The organism is Chitinimonas lacunae (assembly GCF_042650885.1).
GTDB classification, from domain to species: Bacteria; Pseudomonadota; Gammaproteobacteria; order Burkholderiales; family Chitinimonadaceae; genus Chitinimonas_A; species Chitinimonas_A lacunae.
In genome coordinates this window covers 3,789,987-3,813,501 of the sequence record NZ_JBHSBU010000001.1, presented here as the reverse complement: position 1 = coordinate 3,813,501, position 23,515 = coordinate 3,789,987, and the positions used below count along the sequence as shown (strand labels likewise).

The window sequence follows — 23,515 nt, the reverse complement described above, 5'->3', positions numbered from 1 at the left end:
CAGTGCTCAGGAGAATTCCCGACGGGAAAAAATCACGGAGGAAATAACAAGGGCCAAGCAGGCATAAAGCACGGACTGACCAAGGAACAGGCTGGCGTTGGACCAGACCAGCGGCTCACCATAAAGGATCAGGCTGCGGAAATCGAGCGCGCCGAGATCGGGCACCACATAAGCGATCGTTTTCAGCAGCGGCAGGAAATCACTGGCCATATCGGCAGTTTCACTGGCCGGATTGGACATCACGGCCATTACCGCGCCATAGGATCTGGCCACCAGCATAAAGATCAGGCTGGCGGCAATCGGAATGAGAGGCGTCGTTGCAAAGCTGGTCATCAGCAGCGCAAAGGCGCAGATCGTCAGGACATCGAGCATGACGCCCAGCCAGACCAGCAAATAGGACAAGCCAAAGGAGATACCGAACTGCTGTTGATATTCCAGGCCGGAAAGATAGACCATCAGATATATCGCCCCGGCCAATATCGCAGCGGCGGCCAATAGCAGAAGGAATATGCCAAGGAATCGGCCCAGCCAGAAATAATATCTGGGCACAGGATAGGAAAGACTGAAAAAGATCGTCTTTCTTTCCAGTTCTTTTCCGACCAGTTCATAGACCCAGAAAATAGCCAATAGGGCCAGAACAATTCGTGCCCCGGACATCCCTACATCCAATGCGACGGTCTGTGGATGACGACCGGAAAAAGTGCTCGATAGATAAGCGACACTGATCAAGCAAAGGGCAATGATGGAGACGACGCGGAGGCTTTTTCCTCTAATCCCTGCCAGCCAGGCGATCATCATATGGCGGATCATTGTTCGGATTACCTATAGGAAGGTTGGGAGAGACAATTCTAGCGATGCTGTGGGATTTTACGCTGGCTTGGCCGGAGGAAAGAACAGGCCCGAGAGGTTTATTGCGCTTGAATAACAAAAAGCCCGAACATTAGTTCGGGCTTTTTACCATCCACGTTTGATTAGCAGCCAGCGCTGATCGAAACGTTGGTGGTGGAGGAGTTCGGGCTAGCGATGCTGGCAGCTTCGCACTGCTTCACCGAACCACCGTTGCTGCTGCCACCGAAGGTGTGCATACCCTTGGCGCTACCGGTCTTCACACCAACAGCGGTGGTATCGCCGTCGTAGGAGAGAGCCACGTTAGCCGACAGGTTCAGCTTGAAGGCTTCGAGCACATAGCCGCCAGCAGCGCTGGTCGCGACGTCTGCAGTTTGTGCCTTGGTGCTAGCAGTGATGGTGGTCGCAGCTGCATTAGCGTTTGCCATGGAAATGACCAGCATACCGCCCATCATCACCAGTTCAGCCGTTTTCTTCATATCCATTTGTAGTCTCCTAGGATAATCTGTTTAGAGAGAAATTAGCCAGCTTACTGCGTGGCGGTGTTCGAGGCGATGAACGCGGTCAGGGCGTTCTTGGCGTCGGACTGAGCGGACTTGTCGTTACCCTTCTTTTGGTACTCGGCGAATTGGGGGATGGCAATCGCGGCCAGAATACCGATGATGGCAACCACGATCATCAGTTCGATCAAGGTGAAGCCCTTTTGCAGCTTTTTCATGCTCCTGACTCCTGTAGGAACGTTGACGACGACAAACGATGAGTTAAGGTTTATGACATTAGCATCAATCTTGCGGCTGGTCAACTATGACGGTGCGCCGTTACTGATGAACAAGGTAATTGCAGCCTTGGCATCTGATTGAGCTGCCTTGTCATTCGCTCTTTTCTGATATTCGGAGAATTGCGGAATCGCAATTGCCGCGAGAATACCAATAATGGCTACCACAATCATCAGCTCGATCAGCGTAAAACCAGCCATCTTTGCTGTTCTTACTGTTTTCATGGCAACTCCTTCGAGAGCGCAACCTTGTATGGCAGAGGTAACAGCAACTTCCGGGCCAGGTGGAAAAAACTGATTCGCTATGCTCGTTTGACGCCAGCCAGTTCGAGCAGCGCCTTGACATCGACACTGTCGATCTGCTGCGGCTCCAGGAACATCTCTGCGTATTGCTGATAGACGCTTTCGCGCATGAACACCTCGAACAGATCGATGTCGATATGCTGTTCGCGGGCCATCCGGGCCAGGATGGTAAGGGATTCCGACAGCGTCTTGCCCGGCTTGTAAGGCCGGTCGCGCGCCGTCAGGGCTTCGAAGATATCGGCGATGCCCATGATGCGGGCCTGGATACTCATCTGCTCGCGGGTCAGACCGCGTGGGTAGCCGCGACCGTCCATGCGCTCATGATGGCCGCCGGCGAACTCAGGCACCTGCTTCAGGTGCCGCGGCCACGGCAGGGCTTCGAGCATCTGGATCGTGACTTCAATGTGATGGTTAATAATACCGCGTTCGCGTGTATTCAGCGTACCGCGAACAATCGTCAGATTTTCGACTTCATCGGTACTCAAGAAGGGCACGGTCTGACAATTTTCGTCACTCCATGGATAACCGGCGATCCGCCGTACCCGCTCCTGCGCCTCAGCCGTCATGAATTCGCCGCCGATATTGGCATGACGCAGGAAATCCCGATCTTCGTCATAGTCCCGCAGGCGCCTCTGGTATTCGGTCTCGTCGATCTCGCGCTTTAGATAGGCAATCTCGGCATCGCGCTTGAGCACCTCGAAACGGGTATCGATCAGGGCGATCCGGTCGAAGATGGTTTCGAGCTTGGTCGCCTTGTCCACCACATGGACTGGAGTGGTGATCTTGCCGCAGTCGTGCAACAGGCCGGCGATCTTGAGTTCGTAGCGATCCCTGTCGTTCATTCGGAAGGACTGGAACGGCCCGTAGTCGATACTGCTGGCCGCTTCAGCCAGCAGCATGGTCAAGACCGGCACCCGCTCGCAATGACCACCTGTATAGGGCGACTTATCGTCGATTGCCGTATTGATCAGCTTGATCAGGGACTCGAACAGCTTTTCCAACTGGTCGATCAACTGCCGATTGGTCAGCGCAATAGCCGCCTGCGACGCGAGCGACTCGACCAGTCGCTGTGCTTCTTCGCTGAAGGTGACGATCTGGCCGTTGGCGTCGAGCGCATTGATCAGTTGCAGGACGCCGATAATCTCGTTTTCGTGATTACGCAGCGGTACGGTCAAAAACGATTTGGAGCGGTAACCATTGGAGGCATCGAAGCGCCGGGTGCCGGTAAAGTCGAAACCGACCACCTGGTAGGCATCGGGGATATTGATGGTCTCGCCCATCAAGGCGGCACAGGCCACCACAGTACTGGTATTGGGCGTGCCATCGGGATGATGGAGCGCGATCGGCGGAAACGGCGGCTTCTTACCGGTACTGCCGCCCAGCGAGATACCCAGCGACTGGGTGCGCACGATCTCGAAATTGAGTTTGCCGTCCTGGACCAGATAGAGCGTGCCGGCATCGGCATTGGCCAGATTCTTGGCCGCAAGCAGGATCAGCTCGACCAGCCGGTTGATATCGCGTTCGGCCGACAATGCCACGCCGATAGCATTGAGCATTTCCAGTCGGCGCATCAGTTCGTCGGCGCTTTGCATGATCGTCCCCGCAGACTCGCGAACGGCAATAAGTCGAGCGCCGGCGCGCCCTATTTGATACAGACCGCCCGCACCTGCAACAGATCGGTAACGCCCTGCAGGACCTTCTCGATGCCGTCCTGTTTCAGTGTACGCATTCCTTCGTCGAGCGCTACCGCAAACAACTCGGCCACTCGGGCATGTTCCTGGATCTTCTTCTTGATTGCGTCGGTCCCCACCAGCAACTCATGCAGACCAACCCGCCCCTTATAGCCCGTCCCTTGGCAAGCCTCGCACCCGACCGGCTTATATAAGGTAAAACGCCCTTCGGCATCGGCGAACTCGCGTCGCCATTCCTCATGAAGCGCCTGCAGCGCCTGGGCCGGATCCTTGCGCCAGCTCTCCGTCTCCTTGAGCTCCTCGGCGTACTCGGTGGCGATCAGCCGCATTTCCGACTCGTCCGGCTGGTAGGCCTGCTTGCATTTGCCGCACAGGCGCTTGGCCAGCCGCTGCGCCAGGATGCCCAGCAGGGCGTCGGAGAAATTGAACGGGTCCATCCCCATATCGAGCAACCGGATAATCGACTCAGGCGCCGAATTGGTATGCAGCGTCGCCAGCACCAGGTGGCCAGTCAATGAGGCCTCGATACCAGTCGATGTGGTTTCCTTGTCGCGCATCTCCCCCACCATGATCACATCGGGATCGGCACGCAGAAACGCTTTCATCGCCACGGCAAAGGTCAGGCCGGCCTTGGGATTCATCTGAACCTGGCGCAAACCCTTCTGAGTGATTTCAACCGGGTCCTCCGCGGTCCAGATCTTGGTTTCCGGGGTATTGAGATATTTGAGGACCGAATGCAGCGTGGTGGTCTTGCCCGAACCGGTCGGACCGCAGACAAAGAACAGCCCATAGGGCTTCGAGATCACCGATTTGAGGTTGGTGTTGTTGCGTTTGGACAATCCCAGCTTATCGAGCGGAATCGGCTCACCCGCTGCCAGGATACGCATCACCACATCTTCGATTCCGCCGGCCGTCGGCACGGTCGCCACCCGCAGCTCGATATCGAGCGGGGCGAACTTCTTGAACTTGATCTTGCCGTCCTGCGGTTTGCGCCGCTCGGAAATATCGAGGTCGCACATGATCTTCAGCCGCGTCACCAAAGGATCGCGGTAAGCGGCCGGGACTTCGATATACGGCACCAGCGAACCGTCACGGCGAAAGCGGATTTCGGTCTTGGCCTTGCCCGGATATGGCTCGATATGGATATCGGATACACCCTGGTTATAGGCATCGATAATGATCTTATTGACCAGCTTGACCAGCTCATTGTCCTGCGCCATCGAGATGGCATCGGCGCTGGCACCCTCATTGTCCTCATCATCGCCGCCGTCGAGATTGGACAGCAGGTCGCCGATCGAGCCCGTATCGAGCGGCCCGGTGCTACTACCAAAAAACAGGTCAAGTGTCTGCGAGAATTCGTGCTGGCTACAGACCTTATAGATAATATTCTTACCAGAGAATACCTGCCGTGCCATACCACTGCTCTTGACCTTCTCGGGGTCGGGCGTCAGCACCACCACCCCTTCCTTGATTTCTTCGATCGGCAGCCACTGGCTCGATTCGGCAAATTCGCGCTTGATGGTCTTGAGCAGGTCGATTGGCTTGATACGGTCGGGTTTGAACGGCTCGTAGGGCACATCAAAAAAGCGCGCCAGTGAACTGCCGAGCTGGGCCGGCGTGACGTGGAATTCCCGCGTCAGGATCTCGGCCACCTCGACCCCATGCTCACGCGCTCCCTTGATCGCCAGCTCGAGTTCGGCGCTCGACAGTACCCCATCGGCCACCAGATAGTCGTACTTGGTACGTGGCATGAAGGCGCCGCCGCGTTTCCGCTGCTTGAGCGCAATCGCCAGCGTCTTGCATACCTCGACCACACCGCGCTCGGCCAGGGCGGGAAACGGTCGGCCGGCCCGATTATTGATGATCTGCACCACCCCGATCAGCTCGTGGCTTTTCTCGTCGAGGATGGGCGCCACCAGCATCTGCTTGGTGCGATAACCGGTGCGACGATCGACTTCCTGCAGGAAATTCAGCGAGGGATGGAGGGCTTTCAGCTCGGCCTGATCGTATACATCGCGGATATTGACCAGCCGCTTCGACCAACCGACAAAGCCGGCGATGCTCTGCTCCGACAGCGGCAGCTTCAGGTCCTTGAATGAATTGAGGCCAGTCTTGACCTTGGAGACGATGGCATTGCCCTCGTCGTTGAGCACATAGATCGTCAACCGGTCGGCATTGACCAGGTCACAGATGGCCTGGCTGACTTCGAGCATGATCTCGTCGACGTTGCTGGTGGCGTGAATCCGGTTGGTCACGGCCTGTAGGTTGCGGATGAACTGCAATTCGAGATTGAGTTCCGGTGCAGTATGGTCGGTAGAAGTCATGCACAACCTCGTCAGAAACAGTCAACGGCCCGGCACTAAAACTCCAATATCTGGCCGTTTTTCAGCATGCGGGGATGGTAAGCCGCGGCGTCGCGCCCGATTTCCTGCATCGTCAGCTCGATCTCGCCGGGCTTCAGATGCGTGACCCAGACCTCGGCCCGCCGCTGCAAACGCGACAGTTCAGTGGCCAGCATCGACGGACACAGATGCTTGGACAGTACCGCCAGCTCGTATTCACGATTGCAAAACGCCGTCTCGATGATCAGATGGCGCAGATTGTCGATGTCATTGACCAGCGGCCAGAACTCGTCGTTGACCGTGGTGTCGCCGCTGAACACCAGACTGCTGCGGCCTGAATCGAGCCGGTAACCCACGGCCGGCACGGTATGGAGCGCCGGCAGCGCCGTCACGGTAAGGCCGCTGTCAAGGCTGAGCTGCTCGCCCAGCTCAAACGGCACGAAACGCAGATAGGGATTGGCCCGGTCGGGAATTTCGCTGAAATCGGGCCAGACCAGCCAGTTGAAGACATGGCGCCGCAGAATATCGAGCGTGGCGGAGGTGGCATACACCTGTAGCGGTCGGTCGCGCATGCTGCCTACTGTATCGACCAGCAGCGGCAGCATGGCGATATGGTCGAGATGGGCGTGGGTCAGGAACACATGGTCGATCTGCGCCAGTTCCGCGACCGACAGATCGGCCACCCCGGTTCCGGCGTCGAGCAGACAGTTGCTCCCCACCCGAAACGAAGTGGTGCGCAAGCTGCCCCCTATCCCTCCGCTACATCCCAACACCTTAAGCCGCATGCCCTACCTCATCACTTGGTCTCAAACTCGTAGACGCCATCCCAGTCAGGAGGTGGCGGGTCTTGCCGGAAACGGGCGATACGGTCGAGATATACCTGGTATAGCTTGCAATGGACATCCTGTTTCTTCAGGTTGAGCAGCTGCAATTCCGCCATATCCCAATTCTGGGCGCGGTAGTATTTAAGTGCTTGATGGAACAGTTCAACGGCACTTTTCACCGAACGGTCCACCGCCTCGGTCAAACCGATCGGTTCATAGATCGATACCGGCTCGTCCTTGCCCTTGACCCGGACCCGATCGAGCTCACGGAACACAATGCCCTCGCGCACCGCCTGCCGGGTCATTTCGCCGACGATCATGCCGACGCCGTACTGTTTGGTGATCCCTTCGAGCCGGGAGGCCAGATTGACCGCGTCGCCCATCACCGTATACGCCTTGCGGATCTGCGAGCCCATATCGCCCACGGTCATCCGGCCGGTATTGACCCCGACCCCGATATGGATCTCGGGCCAGCCGCGAGCCTTGAGCTGGGGGCCGAGCTCGGTGATCGCCTTTTGCATCTCGATCCCGGCCAATACCGCATTGCGGGCATGGTCGGGGTCATAGACCGGCGCTCCCCAGAAGGCCATCACGCAGTCGCCCATATATTTATCGATGGTGCCCAGATGGTTGTTGCGAATCACTGTAGTGAGCGAAGTCAGGAATTCGTTCATAAAGCGCGCCAATTCGCGCGGCTCCATGCTTTCGGAGATGGTGGTAAAGCTGCGCACATCGGAAAACAGCACCGTCAGCTCGTGGCTCTGCCCTTCCATCGAATACTTCTCGGGCTCCTCGCTCATCTTTTCCACCAGTTCAGGCGGCACATACTGGCCAAACAGATTGGCCATCTGCTTTTGCTTGCGCGCGACAAAGAAATAGCCGTAAGCCATGCTGATCGCGTACATCAGCACGATCAGCGTCACCGTGGCGGCCAGCGGTACGGCGGTCAGGCCCTGGCGCCAGGCCAGGAAATTCAGCACCAGCACACTGACCAGCAGCAAGGCCACCGACAGCGTGGCCGGCAAGGGAGCGAGCCGCAGCAGTATCCAGAGCAGCGCCAGCCAGACCAGCAGCAGCGTCACCACTTCGAGCCCCATCAGATAGCTCGGCATGGCCGGCACCTTGCCGCTCATCATCCCGGCCACCATATTGGCGTGGGCCTCGACCCCGGCATAAACCGGACTGACCGGGGCAACCCGCAGATCCTTCAGCCCCGGTGCGGTGGTGCCGACCAGCACCATCCGACCGGCCACCGACTCGACCGGGGTACGCCCGCCGATCACATCGGCGGCCGAGACATAGGTAAAGCTGCCCTGCGGGCCACGGTAGGGAATCAGGGCCGAGCCGGCGTTATCTACCGGAATACGCAGCGGGCCGACTTTGAACCATTCGAGTTGCTTATAACTTTTCCCTAGAATTGGCTCCGGGTATACCGGCTCTACGGCAGGATAATTTAAAAAAGCCCTCACCATCGCCAGGGACAGGGACTCATAGTAATTGCCCTGGTATTCGACCAGCAAGGGGACACGGCGCAGCACGCCGTCGGGGTCGGAGACGGGATTGAAATGGCCGGCGGCGCTGGCCGCCTGGGTCAGCACCGGCAGATTGGCGCCGTAGCCGGCTGCCTTGAGAAAAGACACCTGCTTGCCGCTGAACAGCCCGGCCGGCAATACCGGGGCCGGCATCTGGCCGGACTTTTCCTGGCTGTCGCCGAAATTGAAATAGTAGCCCAGCACCACCGGCCGATTGCGCAGATGCTGCGCCAGCAGGCTGTCGTAGTCGAGCCGTCTTTCCAGCGTCGGCAACTGGGCCTGGAAGGCCGGGTTATCGCGCAGTTCATTGCCGGCGAGCTGGCGCAGTACCGCCAGGCCGGAGCTGTCGTCCTTTTCGGCAAAGACGATATCGAAGCCCACCACGGCGGCCTGATAGCGGCCGGTCAATTGATCGACCAGCTTGGCCACCACATCGCGACGCCAGGGCCAGCGGCCGATTTCCGCCAGGCTTTTCTCGTCGATATCGACCACCACCACCCGCGGGTCAACGCTGTCGGGCATGGTCAGGGCCAGCCGGGTGTCGTAGAACCACAGATCGAGCCGCTCCAGCACCAGCGGCCGCCAGCGCTCGGTGGCGTAACCGAGCAGGAATACCAGCAGCAGGGCCGACAGCAGGATCTGGAGCCAGTTCTTGCGTAGCGTCTTCATGCCCGGCCCCTTTCCCGGCGTGACGATCGGATTAGGCAAGGGGCCGGTCGCGGCGCGGGCGACCGGCAGTGCCCTTATTTGTAGAAGAACTCCATCTTGGTACCGGCCAGCTCGATGATGTCGTGGTCCTTGAGTTCATGGGCCTGGAGGCCGATCTGCTGGCCGTTGACCAACGGCCGGCTTGGGCCTTCCACATGAGTAATAAAATAACCTGCCGGACGTCTGGTAATAATGGCGACCTGCATACCAGGTTTTCCAAGAGAAGTGACATTTTTTACCAAATCGAGCGTTTTGCCGGCATTGCTGCCCGAAGCCACCCGGATCGCCCCGGCCCGCTCGCCTGCCCCCTTGGGCGGTTCGAGCACCGTATCGCCGATCGGCGTGGTGGGCTGGGTTGCTTCGGCGGCCGCCGCTGGCGTTGGCGCCGGGGCGGCGGCCTTGGCGCTGACCGGCGAGCGGATCACCATGGTCTTCTCGAAATCCTCGGGCGACGGTCCCTTGCTGGCCACCGCCTCGCGCAGGTACTTGATCTTGTACTTGCCGATCTCGATGACATCGCCGTCCTGTAGGAAATGCTTGTGCACCGGCTGGCCGTTGACCAGCGTGCCATTGGTGCTTTCCAGGTCTTCGAGGAAGGAATCGTTCTGGATCGTGGTGATCAGGGCGTGCTCGCCCGATACGGCGAGATTGTCGATTTGCAGTTCGTTATGCGGCTTGCGTCCGAGCTTGACCTTCTCGCGGTCTAGCTTGAACTCGCGCAGCACCATCCCGTCGAGACTCAGAATCAATTTAGCCATCGTTATCCTCACCATTCCTGTTTCAGCGGCCGAACCACCCGAAAAGGCGTGCCCATAGCCCGCGCTCGGCGCTGAAGTCGTGCTTCACCCGAATCAAGATCACGGAGACGTTGTCGCGTCCGCCGTTATCGTTCGCCATTTGAATCAATTGTTGCGCAGCCAGCGGCAGATTGCTGGTCAGCGTGGTCAGTACCAGGCCGATATCCTCCTCGGGCACCATATCGTTCAAGCCGTCGGAGCACAGCAGGAACAGATCGCCCGGACGGACCTCGACATCGTTAAGCTCGGGGTCGAGCTGCGGGTCGATGCCGACGGCCCGCGTCACCAGATTCTTGTTCTGCGACAGCCGCGCCTGCTCTGGCGTGAGCAGGCCGCTGTCTATTTGTTCTTGCAACAGCGAGTGGTCCTTGGTCAGCGCCATGAACTGGTCGCCGCGCAGCCGATACAGCCGCGAATCACCGACATGGGCCACGGTCAGTCGGTTGTCGTAGAGCAGCGCCGCCACCAGGGTGGTCCCCATTCCGGCGCACTGCGGTTGCGACTGGGCGGTCTGGAAGATCGCCAAATTGGCCTTTTCGATTTCGCTGCGCAGGATGCGATGAGCCGCCGGCTTGCCGCTCATCGGTTCGGGCTGGTGCGGTGCCACCACTTCGATCGAAGCCCGCACCCCTTCGGAAATCAGCGTGGTGGCAATACCGCTGGCCACTTCGCCGGCGTTGTAGCCGCCCATGCCGTCGGCCAGCACGGCCAGACCGCACTCGGGGTGGAAGACGATGGAATCCTCGTTATGGCCGCGAACCATGCCCGGGTCGGTCAGACCGACCATTTCCAGCGCATGCGCGAGTTGCGTCATCAATGATTCTCCCTTTTATGGCGCGGCGAAGCACTGCCTTAGCGCGGCCGCAAATTCATTGCCGCTCTGGAAGCGTTCGTCGGCGTTCTTCTTCAGCGCCCGGTCGATCACCGGGATCAGGCCGGCGGGCAGGGTGGGGTTGAGATCGCGGGGATTGCGATAGGGGTCGTTGGCGATCCGGAACATCAGCTCGGCCATCGAATCGCCCTGGAACGGCAAGGCCCCGACCGTCATCTGGTACAGCGTCACCCCGAGCGAAAACAGGTCGGAGCGACCGTCGATCTTTTTGCCCGACAGCTGTTCCGGCGACATATAGGACGGCGTACCGAGCACCATCCCGGTCTTGGTCTTGGAGGAATCGGTGATCCGGGCGATACCGAAATCCGTCACCTTGACCGTCTTGGTATCGAGCTCGTACATGATATTGGCCGGTTTGATATCGCGGTGCACCACCTGCTGGCGGTGGGCATAGTCGAGCGCCTCGGCCACCTGGGCCACGATCTGCGCCACTTCCTTGACGGGCAGCAACTGACCGGCCTTGGTATAGGGAGCCAGATCCTTGCCCTTGAGGAATTCCATCGCGATATAGGCGAGGTCGTGCTCTTCACCGGCGTCGTAGATGGTGACGATATTGGGGTGGTTCAGCCGCCCCGCCGTCTCGGCCTCGCGGAAAAAGCGGGCGCGGGCCTCGTCCAGTTCCTCGGCCTCGAATTCCTGACTGAGCGCCATGGTCTTGATCGCCACCACCCGGCCGATCTTGGGGTCGCGCCCCAGATAGACCACCCCCATCGCCCCTTTGCCCAATTCCTTCTCGACCTGATAACGCCCCAGCATCGGCTTTTCGATGGCGCCCTCGAGCATCAGGGTGCTGGCATTGCCGCGCGTATTGGCGCCGCCCAGGATCACGGTTTCCGACATCTGGCGGGCGCGGTTGAGCTTTTGCTGCAAATCCTTGTACTTGGGGTCGAAGCTCGCCATATGGCTGTAGACCGCCTCGGCCTTGTTGAACTGGCGCTTGCGTTCGAAATCGAGTGCCAAGTTATAGAGCAGGTCCATCATCGATGGATCCATCGGCACCTTGCGGAACTTGTCGAAGGCCATATCGAGCTGGCCCTGGCCCTGGAAGGCCAGGCCCAGCATGCGGTTCGACTCGGCGGCCGACAATTCGGACTGCTCCTTGCCGCGCTCGGTAACCAGAAAACGCTTGGTGGTCAGCACCAGATGACCGACCAGCAGCAGTGCAGCCGGCGTCATCAGGCTCAGCCAGACCAGCTTGCCCGCCAGCAGGCCGAATTCCAGCCCCAGGCACAGGGCAACGGCCCCGGCCGTGGCCGCGGCACCGGCGCCTGCGCTCAGTCGTGGCAGCAGCAGCGTCAGATAGAGGCAGACCAGCAGCAGCAAGGCATATTCGACCCAGATGCCCCAGGCCGGAATCTCGAAATAGTGCTGTTGCAGGATGCTCGAGATATTGTTGGCCGCCAGCATCACCGGCGAGGTGGTTTCGCTGCCCGGCGTCACGAACAGGCTGCCGACCCCGCCGACATTGGTACCGATCAGCACGATCTTGTCGCGGTATTTGGAAACCGGCACCTTCCCCGAATAGACATCGAAGAACGAATCGACCGCAAACGGCGGCCGGTTGTCGGCATAGCGATAGAAATAGGGCAGATAATTGGCCTCGGGCGAGGTCTTAAGGTCGAGCCCGCCCAATCTGACTCCCTCACCGAAGGTAAGCTGGACCTGCTGCGGATCGATATTGAGGCTGCGCGCCGCCACTGCCAGCGCGAACGAGGGATAGAGCTGGTTGTAGTAGCGCATCGCCAGCTGCTCGCTGCGCACCACGCCGTCGGCCAGATCGGGAAACACCACCAGATGCCCCAACCCGGCGGCGCGGGCGCCGATCGACTGGATCGGCGGCAGCAGCCGCACGCCCGGATAGGGCATGCCAGCCGACGGGTCGCCCGCCGGCGTCAGGGTATGGCGCTCGACATAGGGAGGAGTCGGCTCGTCGGGGTTGCCTTGTGGCTCGCCCTTTTCGATATGCATGGCCAGCACCACGTTGCGGGTCCGCGCCACGCTGTCGGCCAGTTGACGGTCGACATCGAGCCGCACAGCCGCTTCGCGCAGCGCACGGCCGAACTGTTCGGGAACGGCGCCCGCTTCCTTGCGGTAGAGGTCGAGAAGCTGGTTGATATAGGTGGCGCCCTTGTCCTGCTGCGGCTCGGTAAACAGCACGGTATTGGCGACTACCCGGGGTTTGGCAGTGGAGAGACGGTCGAGCAACTGGGCATGGATATCGCGCGACCAGGGCCAGCGGCCGATATTGTCGAGGCTGGCCTGATCGATGGCGATCACGGCGATCTTGTCGGATGGCGGGCGCTGCGCCAGCGAGGAGCCGACGTCGTAAGCCTTGAGTTCGAGGCTTTGCAGCAAGGGAGTGGCACGGTTGACGACGAAGAACACCAGCAAGACCAGCAGCCCCACAAACCAGTCGGCTTTCCAAAACGCCGTTTTCATTGTCTCTCCCTAAACTCGCGTACCGAGGCTCTTGGAAGATTAGCCTTCGGTGAAGCGGGTCGCCAGTTTAGCGGAGGCAGACGGGGCGACCAGTCGGAAATCGTTACGCTGTCTAATCATGCCATTCGCATGATATCTCATAGCTCAGCACTATCGGAAAGCCAAAGTACATTTTTCTGCCACGGACGGGGGCTGATCGATGGCTGTTCCATGCCAGCCGCTCAATATGAATTCTCTTTCAACACAGCGTCCAATCGTCCCGCGCATCCTATGGCATAGATGCCAAGGAAAACCACAGAGCAGGCGGCACACTAGCTAAGGACGCCGACTGGGCAGAGGGCCATTATAGGCGCCCTTCCCAAGGAGAAAGATACGGCAACCGGCCGGTGTGACAACCCGCCGAGGCCGGAACGGGCCTTGTCTGAACAGTGTCCGCTACAGCCCGGCCCGTTGCAGCAGCGCCAGCACCCCGCTTTTCTTGCGGAAATCGGCCCAGGCTTCGGGGTGGTATTCCTCGAGATGGCGATGGTCGCGGCGCCAGCCGAACAGTTCGATCGCTTGGCTGGCAAAGCACAGAGGCAGCGGCTGGAATTCCGACAGCCCGACCATCAGTTCGGCCTCGAACAGATGGCGGACATCGACGTTGACCAGCAATTCGCCTTCGAGCAGCGCATCGAGCCACAGCATCGACTGCTGCTCGCCTTCGCGCTCGAGCAGGTCGAGCAGCACATCGACCGCATCGAGCGCCTCGGCTTCCTGGAGCCGCAACTTGAGCCATTCGAAGGTCTTGGGATCGCGCTGGGCCAGCCAGCCTTCGGGGTTGAGCCAGTCGAACATGGTGATGGCCCGGCGCAGAAAGTCGTCGTGATTGGCGGTGATATCGCAGCACACCCACATCATGCCGTCCTCGAACAGTTCCCATACCTGCGGATCACGTTCGGCGGCACCGGCGAGAAACGGGTCGGCCAGATAGCCCTCGAGCGCGGCCAGCGCATCTTCCTTGCTGCCTCGCTCGTTGAGGTCGGCCAGATGTTCGATCCAGGGCTTCAGCTTGGCCTCGATTTCGGCCGCTCGACCATCGAGGTCGGTCGCCGGCTCCTCGGCAGGCGCGACGGGCGGTGTCCGCCGCAGATCGTCGGCGGCCCACAGCGCCTGCTCGAACGCATCGCGCAGCCGCTGGAAGGCATCGGGGTCGTCCTCGGGCCGGGTCGATTTGACCAATTTGGCGTAGGCGCGCTTGATATCGCGCTCCTCCGGTGTGGGAGCAATGCCCAGAAGCTGCCAGCAATCTTGATTTGCCATAGTGGTATCCCGCTCGCGCCCATACGCTGCCGGCGCGGCGAACAAAGTTGATGAGGCTCAGGCCGACAGGACGATGGTCAACAGCAACAGCATAAACAGCAGCCCGCCGACCACGCTCCATCCGACCAATCTCAGCTCATTAAACGGAAACAGCAGCGCCCGCTGCCACGCTTTGGGCTGCTCCGGCCGGTAGAGCGGCAGCACCAGTGCAGGCAGCAGCAGCCACAGCAGCCATACCCAGATGAGCAGGTCGATCAGCTCGGGATTGATCGTCAAGCCGAGACTGATGGCAAGCGCGGTCGGGATGGTACGCGCCGCCAGCAGAAACGGGCTGTAGCCGTTGTCCCAGATGCGCCGCCATACGGGCGAGCGCTCGCTCAGCCGCTGTCGCAGCAGCACATAGCCGGTATGCAGCAATATCCAGATCGATGCACACACGCCGCTGGCCGCCGCAGCCGCCGTCAGACCGCCCAGCAGTACCGACGACGCGTCCGAAGTGTAGTGCGAGATCGTGCTCAACATCGGAATCAGCCACAGCAGCAGCATCAGGGTCCAGCTCTGGCGCAAACTGCCGAACACCCCGAAGCGGCGCTGCTGCCACCAGTCGAGATTGGCGCGATCGAGCCGCTCCAATAGCTCAGGGTAGACCTCGCTGATCCGGCCAATCAGATCGCGCACCTCATACTGCAATTCCAGCCGCAAGCCATCGAGGCGACGGCGCCATGGCTGCGGCCGCAGCAGCGCCATCAGCACCCGCCGCTCCCACGGATCGACCCCGACCGGCGCCTTGGGCTGGGTCTTGAGTTCCCAGGTCGCCCACAAGGTTTCCATTTCGTAGCGGCGACAGGCCAGACAGGCCGGACGCGGCAGATTGGCGCGCCACTCGCCTTGCTCGTTGCGCCAGTTGCCGCCCTCGACCGCGGCGCCCAGCAGCCTGAGCGGCGGCGCTTCCTGAGCCAGCAGCCATTCGGCCACCATGCTGTCGAGCAGCAGACGCTCGTCCTGCGACAGCCGCTGCCGGCCGGTGGCGAACAGGCTGCGCATCAGATCGCAGGCATCTTCGCTGGCGCCCTGCTCCAGCCGCAGCGTCATCGCCGCCAGCACGCGCTGGGTTTCGACCTGGCGCACGCGCAGTCTGGCGCGCAGCAGCCATTCGAGCGGCCAGCCTCGCTGGTCGGCATCGGCCTCAAACCAGGCGAAACGGTCGGCAAACCCCAATAGCGTCTCATCATCGAGATCGCGCTCGAACGCCGCCCGGCGCAAAGCGGCCAGTGCCTGCTGCACCTCATCGGCCGCCACCACATCGCGCCAGAACACGGTCCGTACCGGCGCCGCTTCCGCCTCGGCTGTGGTTGCCGCCAGCAGCAGACAATGGCAGACCAGCGCCGCGCCTGAACTCAAGCCTTCGCGCGGTTGCCCTGTCTCGTCACGCCAATCGGCCCAGTCGGCCACCATCGCCATCAATTTGAGCGGCGGCGGCGAGCGCTCGGCCAGCCAGTCGGCCAGCACCCGCTTGAGCATGTCGCGCGCATCGAGCGATTCCCAGCGGGCCTGCCGACCGATCACCGCAAAGCGGGCACAGACCTGCTGCTCATCGTGGCTCAGACTGCGCTCCAGCAGATCGGTGACCCGACGCGCCTGCACCCAATGGACCCGCGCCCGCGCCGTGCCAAGCAGCTCGGCCGGCCAGCGCCGGTCGGCACCAGGCTCGAACCAGCCATAGTGCTCGGCGGCTTCGAGCAATTCGTCGTCGGGAAAATCCTCATCATGGACCGCCCGTTGCAGCACACCGCGCCCAAGCCGGGTGAATTCGGCCGGGTCGATCGCCGGCGCTGGCGGTGGAGTCGGGTCAGCGGTGGACAAGGCCGCAGGTGGCTGCGCGGTGGGCGGGGCGGCAAACTGCACCGGCGCCCGCGTTTCGACCGCTGCATCGGCCGCCTCGACCACGACCGCCTCTTCTCCGACCATGCCATGACGCGCCAGCGCCAAAGCGTATTCATAGGCTTCGCGCAGACGGCGGAAGCCTTCCGGGTCGTCTTCGGGACGGGTGACTTTCAGGCGGGCGGCATAAGCGCGGCGGATGGCCCGTTCGTCGTCGGTAGCGACCAGGCCAAGTTGATCCCAAGGCATGATAAGAAAAGCAATCGCTCGAGGTGATGTCGGTTCCGGGTCGGATCAATCGGCAAAATGAAAAATATCTGCAAATTGATCGCAAAACACATAGCCGAACATATTCAATTTAGAAAATTATTAACATTTTGATCTGACAGGCTTTACAGCCAGCTCTCCCCTTCGACCTCATCGAGCAGCTGCTTGAGCGCCTGGCGGGCCGCGCTGATTCTTTCCTCGTCCTGGGTTTCCAGCACCGCCTGGAAGCGGGCGGTTTCGCTGGAAATCCACTGCCGCTCCTCGCCAAGCGTCTGCTGATACAGCCGGTCGGCCCGGGCCAGCAAGGTGGCGTTGGGCAGATGTTCGCGCGGGTGGATCTTGAGCCGGGCCAGTTCGCGCAGCCGCTGTTCGATCTCTTCAGGCGTCAGCACGCCAGGGTTTTCTTCGATCACCAGGCGATGCTTTTCGCCGGTGTCCTCGACCGTCATTTCGGCTTCGAGCAGACCGTTGACGTCGTAGGTGAAGCGGATGGTGACGCTGATCTCGCCGGCAGGCTTGGGCGGCACCGGGATGGTCAGTTCGCCCAGAAAGATATTGTCCTTGACCTGGCGGCTCTCGCCCTGGAACACCCGGACATGCAGGGCCTGCTGGCGGTCCTGGATGGTGTTGACGGTCTGCTCGCGTGAAATCGGCACGACCGAGTTGCGCTCGATGATAGGCAGGAAAAAGCCCGCCTGGAAGCGGTTGGGGGCGATCTGCTCCGACACCTCGACACCGAGGGTATAGGGGCAGACATCGGTCATCACTACTTCATTGAGCGACTCGTCGCGCGATTTGAGGCCGGCCATCACCGCCGCCCCCATCGCCACCACTTCGTCGGGATTGATATTCATCGCCGGCATCCGGCCAAACAGCTTGGCCACCAGCTTACGCACCAGCGGCTTGCGGGTGGCGCCGCCCGCCAGAACGATCTGGTCGAGATCGATGGCCTTGAGCCGCGCATCGCGCAGCGCCCGCTCGATCGGTTCGCGCAGACGCTTCAACAGCGGCTCGGTCAGCCGTTGGAAGGCGGCGTCGTTGATCTGCCAGCTCAGGGTCTGGCCGTCGTGCAGCACCTGCATCTCGGCTTCCTGATTGGACGACAGCGCCCGCTTGGCCTGTTCGGCCTGCTTGCGCAGGGCTTGATAGAGGGCGGGGGTGGCAGCCTTGTCGCTGAGGCCGCGTGGGCGACCGACGGCGTCGATAAAGCCGTCGATCAGGGCTTCGGTGAAATCCTCGCCGCCGAGGAAGTTGTCGCCGGCCGAAGCACGAACTTCCATCACACCTTCGAACAATTCCAGGATCGAGATGTCGAAGGTGCCGCCGCCGAGGTCAAAGACCAGGAAACGGCTTTCCGGTTCGGATTGGTGCAGGCCATAGGCCAGCGCGGCGGCAGTCGGTTCGTTGACCAGACGCTCGACCCGCAGCCCGGCCAGTTGACCGGCGATCTTGGTGGCTTTGCGCTGGGCGTCGCTGAAGTAGGCGGGAACGGTGATCACCGCCTCCTCGACCGGTTCGCCCAGATAGCGCTCGGCATCGAGCTTGAGCGATTTGAGCACCAGGGCCGACAGCTCTTCGGGGCGGAAATCGCGCCGGCCGAGCCGGGTGACCCGGTCCGAGCCCATATAGCGTTTGAAGACTGCCGCCGTCAGATGTGGATGGGTGATCAGGCGTTCGCGGGCGGCGAGGCCGACCAGCACGTCGCCGTTGTCGTCGAGGCCGACCACCGACGGGGTCAGATGATGGCCGAGCGCGTTGGGAATCATTTCCGCGCGACCGTCGCGCCATACCGCCACCAGACTGTTGGTAGTACCGAGATCGATGCCGATGATCATGGATGCTCAACCCTATAAGAAGCTGCGGCGCCGACGGGCCTGTCCCGACGACGGCGCCGAACAAAGTGTCTATTTTACTGAAGACCGCTTGCGCTGGGGCGGCGCTGACAGCAGCCAGCCGCCGCTTGCCGGCGCCAATTTTCATCAAAATACATGAATGACCAGTTGAAAAAAAACAGCTTTATGGAAGAAAAGCTCAGGTAAATAATGCCTCCCATCAAACGAAAAAATTGATAGAACCAAGGAGCTTCCCATGGCCCGCGTCCGCTACACCTTGCCTGCCCGGCTGCTGCATTGGCTCAGCGCGCTCAGCATCATCGCTGCCTTTCTGCTGGCACTGTCCTTTGACGGTATGCCGCTTGGCTTGGCGAAGCTCAAGCTGATCAATTACCACAAATGGGTGGGCATCACGGTGTTGGGGCTGGTCGCGCTACGGCTGCTCTGGCGCCTGCGCCACCGGCCGCCGGCGCTGCCGGCCGATACCCCGCCCTGGCAGGCGCGCGCGGCCCACGTCACCCATGGCCTGCTCTATGTGCTGATGATAGGCGTACCGCTCGGTGGCTGGCTGATGTCCTCGGCCAAGGGCTATCCGGTGGTCTATCTGGGTCTGCTGCGTCTGCCCGACCTGGTCAGCACCAACCAGGAACTGGCCGCCCAACTGCGCACCCTGCACGAACTGGGCGCCTGGGTACTGATCGCGCTGGCACTGGGCCATGCCGCTGCCGCGCTTAAACATCATCTGATCGACCGTGACGACATCCTCAAGCGGATGCTGTAAGGCCGTTCAACTTTTGCCACCACGAGGTTGCCATGCTGTCCAAGAAGTCCCTTACCCTTGCCGCGCTGCTGAGCCTGTCGGCCGCCTATGCCGCGCCGGTCGATCCGGCCAAGAGCCAGGTCCGTTTCGGTTTTACCCAGATGAATGTGCCGGTCGAAGGCCATTTCAAAAAGGTGGCAGGCGATATCAGCTTTGACCTGGCCAAGCCCGAAACCGGCAAGGTCAGCCTGAGCGTCGAACTCGCCAGCGTCGATGCCGGCAGCCCCGATGCCAATGAAGCGCTCAAGAGCAAGGAATGGTTCGACCTGTCGCGCTTTCCGCGCGCCAGCTTCAGCGCCGCCGGCTTCAAGTCGCTCGGTGGCAACAAGTTCCAGGCCACTGGCCAGTTCAGTCTCAAGGGCCGCACTGCCAATCTGACCGTGCCGTTCACCGCCCGGGCCGAAGGCAATGGCCACTGGCTCGAAGGCAGCTTTCCCCTGTCGCGGCTGGCCTATAAGGTCGGCGAAGGCGAGTGGGCCGATGTCGGCGCCGTGGCCGACCAGGTCCAGGTGAAATTCAAACTGTTCGTCCCACGTTAAACCCAGCCGGAATGCGACCGGCAGCCCCCGGCGCCCTGTGCCGGCCGGTCGCCCTCCAGCACTCTTACCCCCCATGGAGTTAGCCACAATGCAACGCAAACTGATCGCCGCCCTGGCCGCTACCCTGTCGCTGTCGGCCCTGGCCGCGCCCGAAACCTTCGAACTCGATTCGACCCATACCTACCCGTCGTTCGAGATCAGCCATCTGGGCTTCTCGCCGCAGCGCGGCATGTTCAAGGAAACCGAAGGCAAGCTCACGCTCGACCGCGCCGCCAAGACCGGCTCGATCGAAGCCACCATCAAGGCCACTTCGATCGAAACCGGCTACGCCAAGCGCGATGAGCATCTGCGCAAGCCCGATTTCTTCAATGTCGAGAAGCACCCGACCCTGACCTTCAAGGCGCAGGAATTCAAGTTCGACGGCGAGAATCCGGTCGAAGCCAGCGGCAGCCTGACCATGCTGGGCGTCACCAAGCCAGTCACCCTGAAGATCGAGCCGATGAAGTGCGGGGTGCGTGGCGCTGACCAGAAGTACGTCTGCGGCGGTGATGTCACCACCACCATCAAGCGCAGCGAATGGGGTATGAAGACCTATCTGCCGTTTATCGGTGATGAAGTGAAGATCGCGATTCAAGTCGAAGCAATGAAGAAGTAAGATACGCCATCGTCATGTTCCCGACGACGCCGGCCCGCAAGGCCGGCGTCGTTGCGTCTGGCGTGAGCTATCGCACAGTTTTCACTCTAATAACGAGTCTTCGAGGAAATCGGTATGTCATTGCTTTCGCGCTCCCTGACGGCACTGGTGTTCGGCACCAGTCTGTGGCCGGCCCAGGCCAACGACTTCAGCATCGTCAATGGTGAAGAGGTGGCCCGCAACAGCTATCCGTGGTTTGCATCGATCGGCGTCAAGCATATTAGCGATGCCTACGATGCCCACAGTTGCGGCGGCAGTCTGATCCATCCGTCCTGGGTGTTGACCGCTGCCCACTGTTTCGACAGCGACGACGAGGCAGGCAGCCTGTCGGTGACGGTGGGTCGGCATCGGCTGCGCAGCAATGAGGGAGTGCGGGTGGCGGTCAAACGGCTGATCCGCCATCCCCAGTTCGACAATAACGACCACGATATTGCCCTGGTCGAGCTGGCCGAGCCGATCCAAGGCGTACCGGTGGCCAAGCTAGGCTCGCTGGCCGAGCTGCCCGCCCCCGGCACAGACGCTCGGGCCATCGGCCATGGCGGATTGGCCGCTCCGCTCGATTTTCTGATTGACCGTTATCAGCCCGTGGGCGATTGCTATAGCGGACTCGCGGCCTGTCTGGCCGAAATCGAGCAGCAAGGCGTCACCACGGCCCAGATGATCGATGTGATGTTGAGCGCCAACGGCAGCGCCGACCGCCGCCTGGGCATCGGCTACGCCGAGCTACTGACCCTGCTGCGCCAGCGCGGCGGTACGCCGACCGCCTCGATGAGCGTGGAGGCGCTGGTCGCCGCACTCGAAACCAAGAAGGTGACACTGCTTGAGATGGTCCGGACCATCCGCAACGCTGCCATCGGCTCCGACGCCCTGCATGAAGTGACCTTGCCGCTGGTCGATAACGCCACCTGCCGCAGCGCCGGCTATTCCCCCAGCGACAATATGCTGTGCGCGGGCTATATCAATCAGCCCAAGGACACCTGTCAGGGCGACAGCGGCGGCCCGCTGTTCGTCCGGCACGGCAATGACTGGCGCCAGATCGGCATCGTCAGCTTTGGCGCGACCTGCGCCACCACCTACGGCGTCTATACCAAGCTCGCCAACTATGTTGACTGGATCGGCAGCCATGTGCCGCGTTTCAACGAAGACCGGCTGTTCGCCTGGGGTGAGAACGCCGCTCGCTCGATTCTGAAACCGGGTGGCAATGAACGCTCCGTGATGGTCGGCCCCTATTACGCCCGCCTCTACCCCAACAGCAATACCGCCATCGGCAGTGACGGCAAGACGGTCTATTTCTACGACGGTCGCACTATCCTGCCGCTCGGCGCGCTCGACGGCTTCCTGAATATGGCGGTCAAGGACCGTTACTGAGCCGTTCAGCTCGGATTCACGCGCAGCATGCGAGTCTGCGCGTCCTTCGGCGGCCAAGCGGACCGCCGGAGTCCTACCTTGTTCAACCACGGTCCGCGTTCTGCGCGGACTGCCTGGATCATTGAGGAATTCCATGCAGTCATTCCCCTTGCGCCGTCTGGCGGCGCTGCTGGTGGCCGGTGCGCTGTGCCCGGCTCAGGCCAACGATTTCAGCATCGTCAATGGTGAAGAGTCGCCCAATAACGCTTACCCCTGGCTGATCTCGCTGGGCAGCAAGAACGTCGGCAATGCCTACGATGCCCACCGCTGCGGCGGCAGCCTGATCCACCCGTCCTGGGTGCTGACCGCTGCCCACTGCTTCGGCGAGACCGATGAGAGCGACAGCCTGACCGTGACGATTGGCCGTCACCGCCTGAGCGGCAGCGGCGGTCAGCGGGTGGCGATCAAGCGGATCATTCCGCACCCGGGCTACGACGGCAAAGATCCCAATACCGACCACGATATCGCCCTGGTCGAGCTGGCCACCCCGATTACCTCGGTGCCGGTTTCCAAGCTGGGCGCCCTGGCCGAAATGCCGCCGGCCGGCACCATGGCCCGCACTGCCGGCCATGGCGGCCTGGCCTCGCCCACCGGTTTCCTGATGGACCGCTACCGGCCGCGCACCGATTGCTATCAGCAGTTTTCCGCCTGTCTCAAGGAAATCGAGACCGACAATCCCGACCCGGTGGAGATCGTCGGGGTGATGCTGAGCGCCAACGGCAGCCGCGACCCACGTCAGGGCATCGGCTATGCCGAGCTGGTGGCGCTGTATAAGCGCCAGGGCGGTTCGGTCCAGGCCAGCACCTCGCTTGGCGAGATCGTCAATGGGCTGAAGCGCCGCGGCATCACGCTGGAGCAGATGGCCTGGACCATCCTGATCGCCGCCTCGGGCTCGGACGAGACCCGCCAGGTCGATCTGCCGCTGGTCGATGCCGCCACCTGCCGCAGTGCCGGCTACCCAGTCACCGACAATATGCTGTGCGCGGGCTATACCAATCAGCCCAAGGACACCTGCCAGGGCGACAGCGGCGGTCCGCTGTTCGTCAAGCAGGGCAAGGATTGGCGCCAGATCGGCGTCGTCAGCTTCGGCGGCACCTGTGCCACCAACTACGGCGTCTACACCAAGCTCGCCAACTACTTCGACTGGATCGGCGGCTATGTGCCGCGCTTCAACGAAGACCGTCTGTTCACCTGGGGCGAGATGATTGCCGCCGGCGTGCTGAAGCCGGCCGGCGACGAGCGCTCGGCAATGTTTGCGCCCTACTATGCGCGCTACTACCCGAGCAGCAATACCGCCATCGGCAGCGACGGCCGCACGGTCTACTTCTACGACGGCCGCAATATCAGTCCGCTCGGCAGTCTGGAGAGCTTTATGAGTCAGGCCCTCCAGGCACGCTATTGAGCGTCGGGCCCCTCAGAACCCCAGCCTGTGCTGGGGTTTTTCATTGGTATGGGGCGTCGGCCATCAAGAAAAGCAGCGGCTCCGGTCAAGCCTCCGGGCGTCCCCTATCGCCGGCTCGCTTGGACCGGCCTCCAGTGGGAACCGTAGGGAAGTCGACCGCAAGGGTGCGTCATCCCAACGCACCTTGGCGATCTGACGGGCTTGGACGCCATGTAAAGGGAC

At 61.3% G+C, this 23,515-nt stretch carries 20 protein-coding genes; 6 read left to right on the top strand and 14 right to left on the bottom strand.

The features are described from left to right. Window positions 1-6: 6 nt before the first annotated feature. The 14 genes from ACFOW7_RS16410 to ACFOW7_RS16345 form a co-directional block, all read right to left on the bottom strand. Complete coding sequence (locus ACFOW7_RS16410; protein WP_378166277.1) at window positions 7-798, bottom strand: ABC transporter permease subunit; 792 nt, start codon at window positions 796-798, stop codon at window positions 7-9. 173 nt (window positions 799-971) lie between these two features. Continuing rightward, complete coding sequence (locus tag ACFOW7_RS16405) at window positions 972-1,331, bottom strand: hypothetical protein (RefSeq protein WP_378166275.1); 360 nt, start codon at window positions 1,329-1,331, stop codon at window positions 972-974. Between the two features lie 44 nt (window positions 1,332-1,375). Beyond that, window positions 1,376-1,564: a prepilin-type N-terminal cleavage/methylation domain-containing protein gene (locus ACFOW7_RS16400; protein ID WP_378166273.1), complete on the bottom strand. Its 189-nt coding sequence runs from the start codon at window positions 1,562-1,564 to the stop codon at window positions 1,376-1,378. Between the two features lie 84 nt (window positions 1,565-1,648). Beyond that, complete coding sequence (locus tag ACFOW7_RS16395; protein ID WP_378166271.1) at window positions 1,649-1,846, bottom strand: type IV pilin protein; 198 nt, start codon at window positions 1,844-1,846, stop codon at window positions 1,649-1,651. Between the two features lie 77 nt (window positions 1,847-1,923). Further along, window positions 1,924-3,516 carry a GAF and HD-GYP domain-containing protein gene (locus tag ACFOW7_RS16390; RefSeq protein WP_378166269.1) on the bottom strand — a complete coding sequence of 531 codons (1,593 nt, stop codon included), beginning with the start codon at window positions 3,514-3,516 and terminating at the stop codon, window positions 1,924-1,926. A 50-nt stretch (window positions 3,517-3,566) separates the two neighbouring features. After that, window positions 3,567-5,939: a GspE/PulE family protein gene (locus ACFOW7_RS16385; protein ID WP_378166267.1), complete on the bottom strand. Its 2,373-nt coding sequence runs from the start codon at window positions 5,937-5,939 to the stop codon at window positions 3,567-3,569. Window positions 5,940-5,974: 35 nt separating this feature from the next. Then, window positions 5,975-6,697, bottom strand: a complete 723-nt coding sequence (locus tag ACFOW7_RS16380; RefSeq protein ID WP_378166264.1) for an MBL fold metallo-hydrolase — start codon at window positions 6,695-6,697, stop codon at window positions 5,975-5,977. A 56-nt stretch (window positions 6,698-6,753) separates the two neighbouring features. Next, entirely contained in the window at window positions 6,754-8,982 is a 2,229-nt protein-coding gene (locus ACFOW7_RS16375) for a CHASE2 domain-containing protein (protein WP_378166262.1), read from the bottom strand. A gap of 74 nt (window positions 8,983-9,056) precedes the next feature. Next, entirely contained in the window at window positions 9,057-9,779 is a 723-nt protein-coding gene (locus ACFOW7_RS16370; RefSeq protein WP_378166260.1) for an FHA domain-containing protein, read from the bottom strand. 22 nt (window positions 9,780-9,801) lie between these two features. Continuing rightward, a complete protein-coding gene (locus ACFOW7_RS16365; protein ID WP_378166258.1) occupies window positions 9,802-10,632 on the bottom strand; it encodes a Stp1/IreP family PP2C-type Ser/Thr phosphatase in 831 nt (276 codons plus the stop codon). A 15-nt stretch (window positions 10,633-10,647) separates the two neighbouring features. Further along, the gene (locus tag ACFOW7_RS16360; protein WP_378166256.1) at window positions 10,648-13,149 is read right to left on the bottom strand and encodes a CHASE2 domain-containing serine/threonine-protein kinase; all 2,502 of its coding nucleotides are present in this window, start codon (window positions 13,147-13,149) and stop codon (window positions 10,648-10,650) included. A gap of 435 nt (window positions 13,150-13,584) precedes the next feature. Beyond that, window positions 13,585-14,451, bottom strand: a complete 867-nt coding sequence (locus tag ACFOW7_RS16355; RefSeq protein ID WP_378166254.1) for a hypothetical protein — start codon at window positions 14,449-14,451, stop codon at window positions 13,585-13,587. Window positions 14,452-14,508: 57 nt separating this feature from the next. Next, window positions 14,509-16,581, bottom strand: coding sequence for a hypothetical protein (locus tag ACFOW7_RS16350; protein WP_378166252.1), 2,073 nt, complete (start codon window positions 16,579-16,581; stop codon window positions 14,509-14,511). Between the two features lie 143 nt (window positions 16,582-16,724). Then, window positions 16,725-18,434 carry an Hsp70 family protein gene (locus tag ACFOW7_RS16345; RefSeq protein ID WP_378166250.1) on the bottom strand — a complete coding sequence of 570 codons (1,710 nt, stop codon included), beginning with the start codon at window positions 18,432-18,434 and terminating at the stop codon, window positions 16,725-16,727. On the opposite strand from ACFOW7_RS16345, the gene ACFOW7_RS16340 reads away from it, so the two are divergent. From ACFOW7_RS16340 to ACFOW7_RS16315, 6 genes are all read left to right on the top strand, one after another. Next, complete coding sequence (locus tag ACFOW7_RS16340) at window positions 18,421-18,591, top strand: hypothetical protein (protein WP_378166247.1); 171 nt, start codon at window positions 18,421-18,423, stop codon at window positions 18,589-18,591. The two genes, ACFOW7_RS16345 and ACFOW7_RS16340, sit on opposite strands and share 14 nt — an antisense overlap. 96 nt (window positions 18,592-18,687) lie before the next feature. Then, the gene (locus tag ACFOW7_RS16335) at window positions 18,688-19,212 is read left to right on the top strand and encodes a cytochrome b (RefSeq protein WP_378166245.1); all 525 of its coding nucleotides are present in this window, start codon (window positions 18,688-18,690) and stop codon (window positions 19,210-19,212) included. A gap of 32 nt (window positions 19,213-19,244) precedes the next feature. Continuing rightward, window positions 19,245-19,790 carry a YceI family protein gene (locus tag ACFOW7_RS16330; protein ID WP_378166242.1) on the top strand — a complete coding sequence of 182 codons (546 nt, stop codon included), beginning with the start codon at window positions 19,245-19,247 and terminating at the stop codon, window positions 19,788-19,790. 88 nt (window positions 19,791-19,878) lie between these two features. Further along, window positions 19,879-20,445 (top strand): YceI family protein, encoded by a 567-nt coding sequence (locus ACFOW7_RS16325; RefSeq protein WP_378166240.1) that lies wholly within the window; start codon window positions 19,879-19,881, stop codon window positions 20,443-20,445. Between the two features lie 114 nt (window positions 20,446-20,559). Continuing rightward, window positions 20,560-21,852 carry a S1 family peptidase gene (locus tag ACFOW7_RS16320; RefSeq protein ID WP_378166238.1) on the top strand — a complete coding sequence of 431 codons (1,293 nt, stop codon included), beginning with the start codon at window positions 20,560-20,562 and terminating at the stop codon, window positions 21,850-21,852. 133 nt (window positions 21,853-21,985) lie between these two features. After that, complete coding sequence (locus tag ACFOW7_RS16315; RefSeq protein WP_378166236.1) at window positions 21,986-23,293, top strand: S1 family peptidase; 1,308 nt, start codon at window positions 21,986-21,988, stop codon at window positions 23,291-23,293. Window positions 23,294-23,515: the final 222 nt, after the last annotated feature.

Bases quoted from the DNA above. Each gene is read 5' to 3' on its own strand.
- ACFOW7_RS16410 (WP_378166277.1), bottom strand. From the start codon at position 798: ATGATGATCGCCTGGCTGGCAGGGATTAGAGGAAAAAGCCTCCGCGTC.
- ACFOW7_RS16405 (WP_378166275.1), bottom strand. From the start codon at position 1,331: ATGGATATGAAGAAAACGGCTGAACTGGTGATGATGGGCGGTATGCTG.
- ACFOW7_RS16400 (WP_378166273.1), bottom strand. From the start codon at position 1,564: ATGAAAAAGCTGCAAAAGGGCTTCACCTTGATCGAACTGATGATCGTG.
- ACFOW7_RS16395 (WP_378166271.1), bottom strand. From the start codon at position 1,846: ATGAAAACAGTAAGAACAGCAAAGATGGCTGGTTTTACGCTGATCGAG.
- ACFOW7_RS16390 (WP_378166269.1), bottom strand. From the start codon at position 3,516: ATGCAAAGCGCCGACGAACTGATGCGCCGACTGGAAATGCTCAATGCT.
- ACFOW7_RS16385 (WP_378166267.1), bottom strand. From the start codon at position 5,939: ATGACTTCTACCGACCATACTGCACCGGAACTCAATCTCGAATTGCAG.
- ACFOW7_RS16375 (WP_378166262.1), bottom strand. From the start codon at position 8,982: ATGAAGACGCTACGCAAGAACTGGCTCCAGATCCTGCTGTCGGCCCTG.
- ACFOW7_RS16370 (WP_378166260.1), bottom strand. From the start codon at position 9,779: ATGGCTAAATTGATTCTGAGTCTCGACGGGATGGTGCTGCGCGAGTTC.
- ACFOW7_RS16365 (WP_378166258.1), bottom strand. From the start codon at position 10,632: ATGACGCAACTCGCGCATGCGCTGGAAATGGTCGGTCTGACCGACCCG.
- ACFOW7_RS16360 (WP_378166256.1), bottom strand. From the start codon at position 13,149: ATGAAAACGGCGTTTTGGAAAGCCGACTGGTTTGTGGGGCTGCTGGTC.
- ACFOW7_RS16355 (WP_378166254.1), bottom strand. From the start codon at position 14,451: ATGGCAAATCAAGATTGCTGGCAGCTTCTGGGCATTGCTCCCACACCG.
- ACFOW7_RS16350 (WP_378166252.1), bottom strand. From the start codon at position 16,581: ATGCCTTGGGATCAACTTGGCCTGGTCGCTACCGACGACGAACGGGCC.
- ACFOW7_RS16340 (WP_378166247.1), top strand. From the start codon at position 18,421: ATGCCGATGATCATGGATGCTCAACCCTATAAGAAGCTGCGGCGCCGA.
- ACFOW7_RS16345 (WP_378166250.1), bottom strand. From the start codon at position 18,434: ATGATCATCGGCATCGATCTCGGTACTACCAACAGTCTGGTGGCGGTA.
- ACFOW7_RS16335 (WP_378166245.1), top strand. From the start codon at position 18,688: ATGGCCCGCGTCCGCTACACCTTGCCTGCCCGGCTGCTGCATTGGCTC.
- ACFOW7_RS16330 (WP_378166242.1), top strand. From the start codon at position 19,245: ATGCTGTCCAAGAAGTCCCTTACCCTTGCCGCGCTGCTGAGCCTGTCG.
- ACFOW7_RS16325 (WP_378166240.1), top strand. From the start codon at position 19,879: ATGCAACGCAAACTGATCGCCGCCCTGGCCGCTACCCTGTCGCTGTCG.
- ACFOW7_RS16320 (WP_378166238.1), top strand. From the start codon at position 20,560: ATGTCATTGCTTTCGCGCTCCCTGACGGCACTGGTGTTCGGCACCAGT.
- ACFOW7_RS16315 (WP_378166236.1), top strand. From the start codon at position 21,986: ATGCAGTCATTCCCCTTGCGCCGTCTGGCGGCGCTGCTGGTGGCCGGT.